The organism is Paenibacillus sp. GCM10023252 (genome assembly GCF_042653305.1).
GTDB lineage: Bacteria > Bacillota > Bacilli > Paenibacillales > Paenibacillaceae > Pristimantibacillus.
In genome coordinates, this window is record NZ_JBHSHW010000001.1 from 346,980 (window position 1) to 353,005 (window position 6,026).

General features: G+C 49.9%; 7 protein-coding genes. All 7 read right to left on the reverse strand.

Annotation, left to right across the window (positions count from 1 at the left end):
• Positions 1–17: 17 nt before the first annotated feature.
• On the reverse strand, positions 18–779 hold the full coding sequence (locus ACFO9Q_RS01685; protein ID WP_379177974.1) for an RNA polymerase sigma factor: 762 nt from the start codon (positions 777–779) through the stop codon (positions 18–20).
• A gap of 179 nt (positions 780–958) precedes the next feature.
• A complete protein-coding gene (locus ACFO9Q_RS01690; protein ID WP_379177976.1) occupies positions 959–1,897 on the reverse strand; it encodes an ABC transporter permease in 939 nt (312 codons plus the stop codon).
• A complete protein-coding gene (locus ACFO9Q_RS01695) occupies positions 1,890–2,819 on the reverse strand; it encodes an ABC transporter ATP-binding protein (protein WP_379177978.1) in 930 nt (309 codons plus the stop codon). Before ACFO9Q_RS01695 ends, ACFO9Q_RS01690 begins: the two co-directional genes overlap by 8 nt.
• A gap of 31 nt (positions 2,820–2,850) precedes the next feature.
• The gene (locus tag ACFO9Q_RS01700) at positions 2,851–3,927 is read right to left on the reverse strand and encodes a DUF4097 family beta strand repeat-containing protein (RefSeq protein ID WP_379177980.1); all 1,077 of its coding nucleotides are present in this window, start codon (positions 3,925–3,927) and stop codon (positions 2,851–2,853) included.
• A gap of 2 nt (positions 3,928–3,929) precedes the next feature.
• Entirely contained in the window at positions 3,930–4,673 is a 744-nt protein-coding gene (locus ACFO9Q_RS01705; protein WP_379177982.1) for a hypothetical protein, read from the reverse strand.
• The gene (locus ACFO9Q_RS01710; protein WP_379177984.1) at positions 4,673–5,407 is read right to left on the reverse strand and encodes an ABC transporter ATP-binding protein; all 735 of its coding nucleotides are present in this window, start codon (positions 5,405–5,407) and stop codon (positions 4,673–4,675) included. The genes ACFO9Q_RS01705 and ACFO9Q_RS01710 overlap by 1 nt, the downstream gene beginning before the upstream one ends.
• A 3-nt stretch (positions 5,408–5,410) precedes the next feature.
• Positions 5,411–5,788: a GntR family transcriptional regulator gene (locus ACFO9Q_RS01715; RefSeq protein ID WP_379177986.1), complete on the reverse strand. Its 378-nt coding sequence runs from the start codon at positions 5,786–5,788 to the stop codon at positions 5,411–5,413.
• Positions 5,789–6,026: the final 238 nt, after the last annotated feature.

A 6,026-nucleotide genomic window follows, 5' to 3' on the forward strand; every position in this document is an offset into this window, starting at 1 on the left:
GTTAAGCTCCTTTCTGCTTATGCAGCAGCACTTAATCTGCAGTCATATCCGCCGCTGAATGCCATTCTCGTCTCAGACTTATTGGAAGTACGGTTATTAGCCGCATTCATCTTGATGAGTTGACTAGTAACGACAGCGACATCAATGTCCCCGGTATGAGCCAGTTGGATGAGAGCTGCTGCATCACCAGTACGCAAGGCGGATAGGTAGCTCGTTACCAGCTGCTTCAACTCATTCTTCACATCTGCGGAATCTCCACTGTCATATTCTTGCATCAAGTCAGCGTCTTGCTTCAGCTTGATTGCCGCTCTCCTAGCTCTGTGCAGGGCTGCCTTGACAGCTCCTTCCGATGTCTGCAGCAGGGCAGCAGCCTCACTGCTCTTGTACATGAGCACGTCGCGCAGCAGGAGAACCGTCCGTTGCAGCGGGGGAAGCTTCTGAAGCATGAGCTGCATGGCTTGTTCCAGTTCCCCGACAAGGCTGGACCATTCTGTGACTTGTTCTGTTAATTGCACCTGCTCTATTACCTCTCTACCCTTACGTTTGCGTCTAAGTTGATCTAGCCATATCTGTCTGGCCATTCGGAGGGTAAGCGCTGCTTGATTGGGATGAGAGAGATAGACTTCCTTGGTGGACAGCGTCCGGAGCAGAACCTCTTGCACAAGATCCTCAGCATCCCATACCGATTCCGTTATGGCCATACAGTATTTTACAAGTACTGGCCCGATAAGATTAAGACTAAGACTGCTATCGTTGTTGTCATCACATCCAGCGTACATACTGCCGCCCTCCTTCTAACAGCTTCATTCCTACTGCTGCTATTGTTGTTACACTATAATAACGAATGGGAGCGACATAAGGATACGGGGGCTAACCAATTTTATTATCAAATGCACACTCACACACAAAAAAAAGGAACCCCAGCTTCTGCCGGAATTCCCTTGCCTGTATCATACTGCTAAGCTGCGACATCCCTGCGGGTGAATACCAGCCAGGAAGTCAGATTAAATACGATGAAGTACACGCTAAGCACAAGGACGGAGAACGCAGTCGTCATCCCCTCCTGATACGGCCTCTCACTTAGTGACAAGTCCAGATTCGCGAACAGCAAATATTTACTCCACTCATAGGCCTGGAGCAGCTCGAGCATAATCGCGCCAGCGAATAGAGAGAAGATGGACAACCCAATCGCCAAGGCACTGCTTCGGAACGCTGTAGAGATCATAAAGGCCATCGTCACGAACATAACGGTCGATACACCGTTAAGCAGATAGGACTGCCATAAGTTAGCTACCATATTTTTCTCAACCACTTGTCCGTCTGCACCGATCTGCAAGAGAGGTAAGTCTAGGAAGCCGAACCGATAGAGCAGACCGTTGAACAGAACGGATACTATGAATAAGATGGCAAGAAGCAATAGGCCGAACATTAGCATAGATACATACTTGGATACTAGAATCTTCAGCCGGTTCGATGGACGAATCAGCAGCAGCTTAATGGTGCCGCCTGAGAATTCACCCGCCATGCTGTCCCCTGCCACAATAACGGTGAACAGAGTAATGAGAATGACAAGCTCTGCCGAACCGTTAATTCCATCCCACATCGTTCCGTCTTCGGAGCGAATTCCATGATCGAGCCTGTATGTGTTCAGTCTAACCTGCTCTTCGAAGTATTGCTTGTCTTCCGCTTCCAGATCTGGATCGGCCAGCGCTCTCTCGATTCGCTTATTATCTTCCTGTACCTGCTGCATCCAAGCATCCCCGCTGACTTCCTTGCCGTCATAATACCATTCCATGAAGCTGGCCAGCAGAACAACGATAATCATCAGTCCAACCATCGTCCATGTACGCCAGCGGCGATAGAGCTTCATATTCTCATTCCTAATTAAGTTAACCAACTTGAACACCTCCCGTCATCTCCAGGAACCGGTCTTCAAGCGACTGCCGGACCTCCTGCACCCCATAGATAGGGACATCTCTTCGCATCAATTCATTAAGAACACTAGGTATATGTGCTCTCTCTGTGACGATCTCTACCCCTCCAGAGACGATAGTAACCGAGCGGACTACATCCAACCCCGATAGCACCGCGATATGCTCTTCCTCCAGAACAGCTTCAATCTTGTAGGTCTGTTCCTTACCACCGGAGCTCATGAATTCCTCTATCTCCTTCACATCCACCAGCTTACCTTGCTGCAGGATGGCTACTCTATCGCACATCAGCTCCATCTCGGAGAGCAGATGGCTCGATACAATAACAGCTATTCCTTCTTCTCTGGTCAAGTACTGGAGATAGTCCCGAAGTTCCCGTATGCCGGCTGGATCCAGCCCATTAGTAGGCTCATCCAGGATGAGCAGAGACGGCCGGTGAAGCAGCGCTTGAGCTACGCCCAACCGCTGTCGCATGCCAAGTGAATACTTTCTAACCTTGTCATGTATGCGATCCTCCAGCTTGACCAGTTTTATAACTTCAGCGATTCTCTCCTTCGTCACCCCTGGCACCATACGTGCGTAATGAACCAAGTTATGGTATCCGGTTAGATATTTATACATTTCCGGATTTTCCACGATGGCTCCAACATGGCGAATGGCCTGTTCGAACTCGGTTGCGATGCTATGCCCTTGAATCCGTATCTCTCCCTTGGATATGGACATCAGCCCTACCATCATACGGATGGTGGTCGTTTTACCGGCACCGTTCGGTCCTAAGAATCCGAATACTTCCCCCTTATGAACATCGAAGGATACATCATTAATAATGGTGCTCCGTCCAATCCGCTTCGTTACATTTCGCAGACTTACAATAGCTTGCTCGTTCATATAACATCCCCCTTGTGTAGAGTTGTGCTTCTTACCTATGCTGAATGATGATATCTGCTGACTCCGCCTTCACATCCGCCTTCCAGGTACCCTCGCCAACTATGCCTTGCATTCGTTCGGTATAATCCCCGGCCCGATCTCTAACGATCGCAAGCGGGAGATGAGACAGGATTCTTCCATAGGTCGCTGCTGCATCCAGCTGATAGCCTGTCATGTCCGACACCAACAGTGTAACCGCCCCATCGTTCGATGCCACCCGCAGATCGCCTCGGATACTGGAAGCATGAATGGCCGTCTCGTTGCCGTGCAAGGAGACGGGTCCCAAGATATCATCCACTCGTATTGACCCGAATTGTGTCTCTCCATTGACTCGACCCTTGACCTGCCTAATCTGGGTATGATCATAAGAGGTGTCCAGCTTAACCGAGCCTTGAATCTGCTCTGCATTCGTCTGGCCATTGTCGTTATTCAGAGTGATATCTCCGGCAATTCCCGACACGTCTACATGGCCAAGGGAGGATTCCACCGCTACATCCCCTTCCACCTTCAAGACCTCCAGCATTCCTCTAGCCAGCAGCACTTCCACATCGCCCTGGATACCCTGAATACGAACCGCTCCGCCTTCATTCTCCACCCACAGCTTCAGCGAATCGGGCAAGTAGAGTGTATACTCCACCGAGACCCAATCCGAATGAATCGGTTCACCCTCTAGCATCGCATTGAACTTCAGCCGCCCCTCTGTACTCTCCGGTCGAACCTCAATCAACTTCAGCTTAGCCGCTGCTTTTTCCTTCGTTGAAGCGGATATCTTCACGACGTATTCGAGCCGGATCTCCTCACCCTCAGCACGTTGCACGGATACGTTCACACCATTGCCGGTTAGCAAGACTTCCTCAATTCCCTGCCGATCGACTTCCAACTGCTGCTTGACTTCCGCGGTCTCACCATGAAGGGCTCCTTCATACGCTTCCGTTCTGGATACATGTACGAACTGTTCCCCGAACCGCTCCAGCAGCTCTTCCTTTCGAATGGAGACGTCCACAATCATCATGATGAACAAGAGTGCGGCAGCGGCGATAAGAACGGTTCTTTTTTTACGGCCAGCCATCCTCACACCTCCACTTCCTTCTCGAAAATATACCCATTCAGTGCCAGCAGCCCCACACTGATTAGCAGCAAGACGACAAATGGTCCAGGGTGCAAATAAATGACTTCCACATCAACCCCGCCATAGGCCAATTCCGGCATCCACAGCAGCAGATTAGACAACAACGGGCTGATGCGCAGCACTAGCCACAAAGCTCCAAAACCTGCACCTATCATCACTATCCACTTGAACTTGGCCGTCAGCTGTCCGCACAGAAACGTAAACTGCACAAGCATAAGCAGGAACAAGGTAGCCAGACTGTACATCCAGAACGTATTCAACGCCAGATTGAACAAGGATGGAAAGAGCGGGGGCATAGCTTCACTTACCCTTACCTCCTGCCAGGATGCTCTCAGCAGGATAAGCCCGAAGCTTACTGCAATCCACAAGGAGGATATCAGCAGCAGAGCGTAGACGGCCAGTATCTTAGCTGTCAATACCTTCCACCCCCGTATGGGCAAGGACAACAGCAAGTAGATAGAATTCGTTCTCCACTCGGTATGCAGCTGGTAGTAACCCGTTCCTATCGCCATTGCGGATACGAACAGAAACGGAAGGAACAGTGCTCCCACCATCATGATTTCCGTGTCCAGATACACCTTCTTGTACAACAGAATCAAGTGCAGCAGCAGCACTAAGGCGCAATACACGCCATATAAGGGAGCAAGACTTCTCATTTCCTTCTTCCATATGTTGCGGAATCCCATTACCCGTACACCTTCTCCCATATTTTCTCTAAGGAACAGCCATATTCGGTACGAAGGTTCTCCGCTGTATCGAAGATGGTAACCTGGCCATCCTGTAGAAAAATGACGTCATCTAACAACGGCTCTGACTCATTCACGGAGTGAGTAGACAGCAGAATGGTCTGCTCATCCGATTGAAATTCCTGTAGAATGAGCCGGATAATCTTCGCGCGAGAAGACGGATCAATTCCTGAGAAAGGCTCATCGAGCAGAATAAGAGGAACGTTGCGACTGAGAGCAGCTATCAGCTTGAGCCGAGCCCGCATACCTTTGGACAGGTTCCGAACCTTCTGATTAGAGTCCAGCTCCATTGCGATAAGCATTCCTGCCGCCTTCTCCGCGTTCCAATCCTTATAGAAGCCTGAGATATAGGCTAACGTTTGAGTGACAGTCATCCAGCCATACAGATGGTCAATCTCTGGCAAATACGCCACGTGCTGCTTGTTATGAACATCCGGCTCTCTGCCGTTTACAACAATAGTGCCGGATGTGGGATAGACTAGGCCTGCCATCATTTTGAGCAGCGTAGACTTCCCGCTTCCGTTAGGTCCAAGCAGCCCGACTATACGCCCCCGTTGTATAGTGAGGTCTATCCCTCGCAGAGCGTGCTTGAGTATATACTTCTTATGAATGCCTCTCAGCTGCGCCACATGGCCATTCACAATCGGATCCATATCCGTATGTAGATTCCCCATGATCTACCCCTCCTTCGTCCCCTTGTAGAGCTGGCTCTTCAGCATCGTGACTACCTCTTCAGGCTCGATCCCGAGTCCGACCATCTCCTCGATGAATTGTAATACTGCTGCTTCAGCCATCTCGGAGCGAATTCTAAGCAGCATGGCCGAGTCATTCTTAATGAATGTCCCTTGCCCCCGCAGCGTCTCGGTTAAGCCTTCTCGCTCCATCTCCTGATAAGCCCTCTGAACCGTATTAGGATTAACTTGGGATAGCTGAGCGCGCTCCTTATGTGAGGGGATCTTCGATCCGGGTAATAATTCACCTCTAGCCAATGCCCTCTTCACCTCATCAACCATCTGCACATATATCGGCTTCGGACTGTTAAAATTCAGCTGCAACTTCATCCCTCCTCATAACCGCAAACCAGTACACTATTGAACTAGTGCACTATAAGAATAGGTGGTTCGTATTAGATTGTCAATAGAAGCACAAAACATTCATTGCTGTCCCCGCACGCGAGCTGGAACAACATTCCAATGAGATGGCGCTAAGCCAACCAAAGCAAAAAAGAGGCTGTCCCAAAAGTCATAAATGACTTGGGGACGCCCCTTCTTTAATTTGTCAAACAAAAAGAAA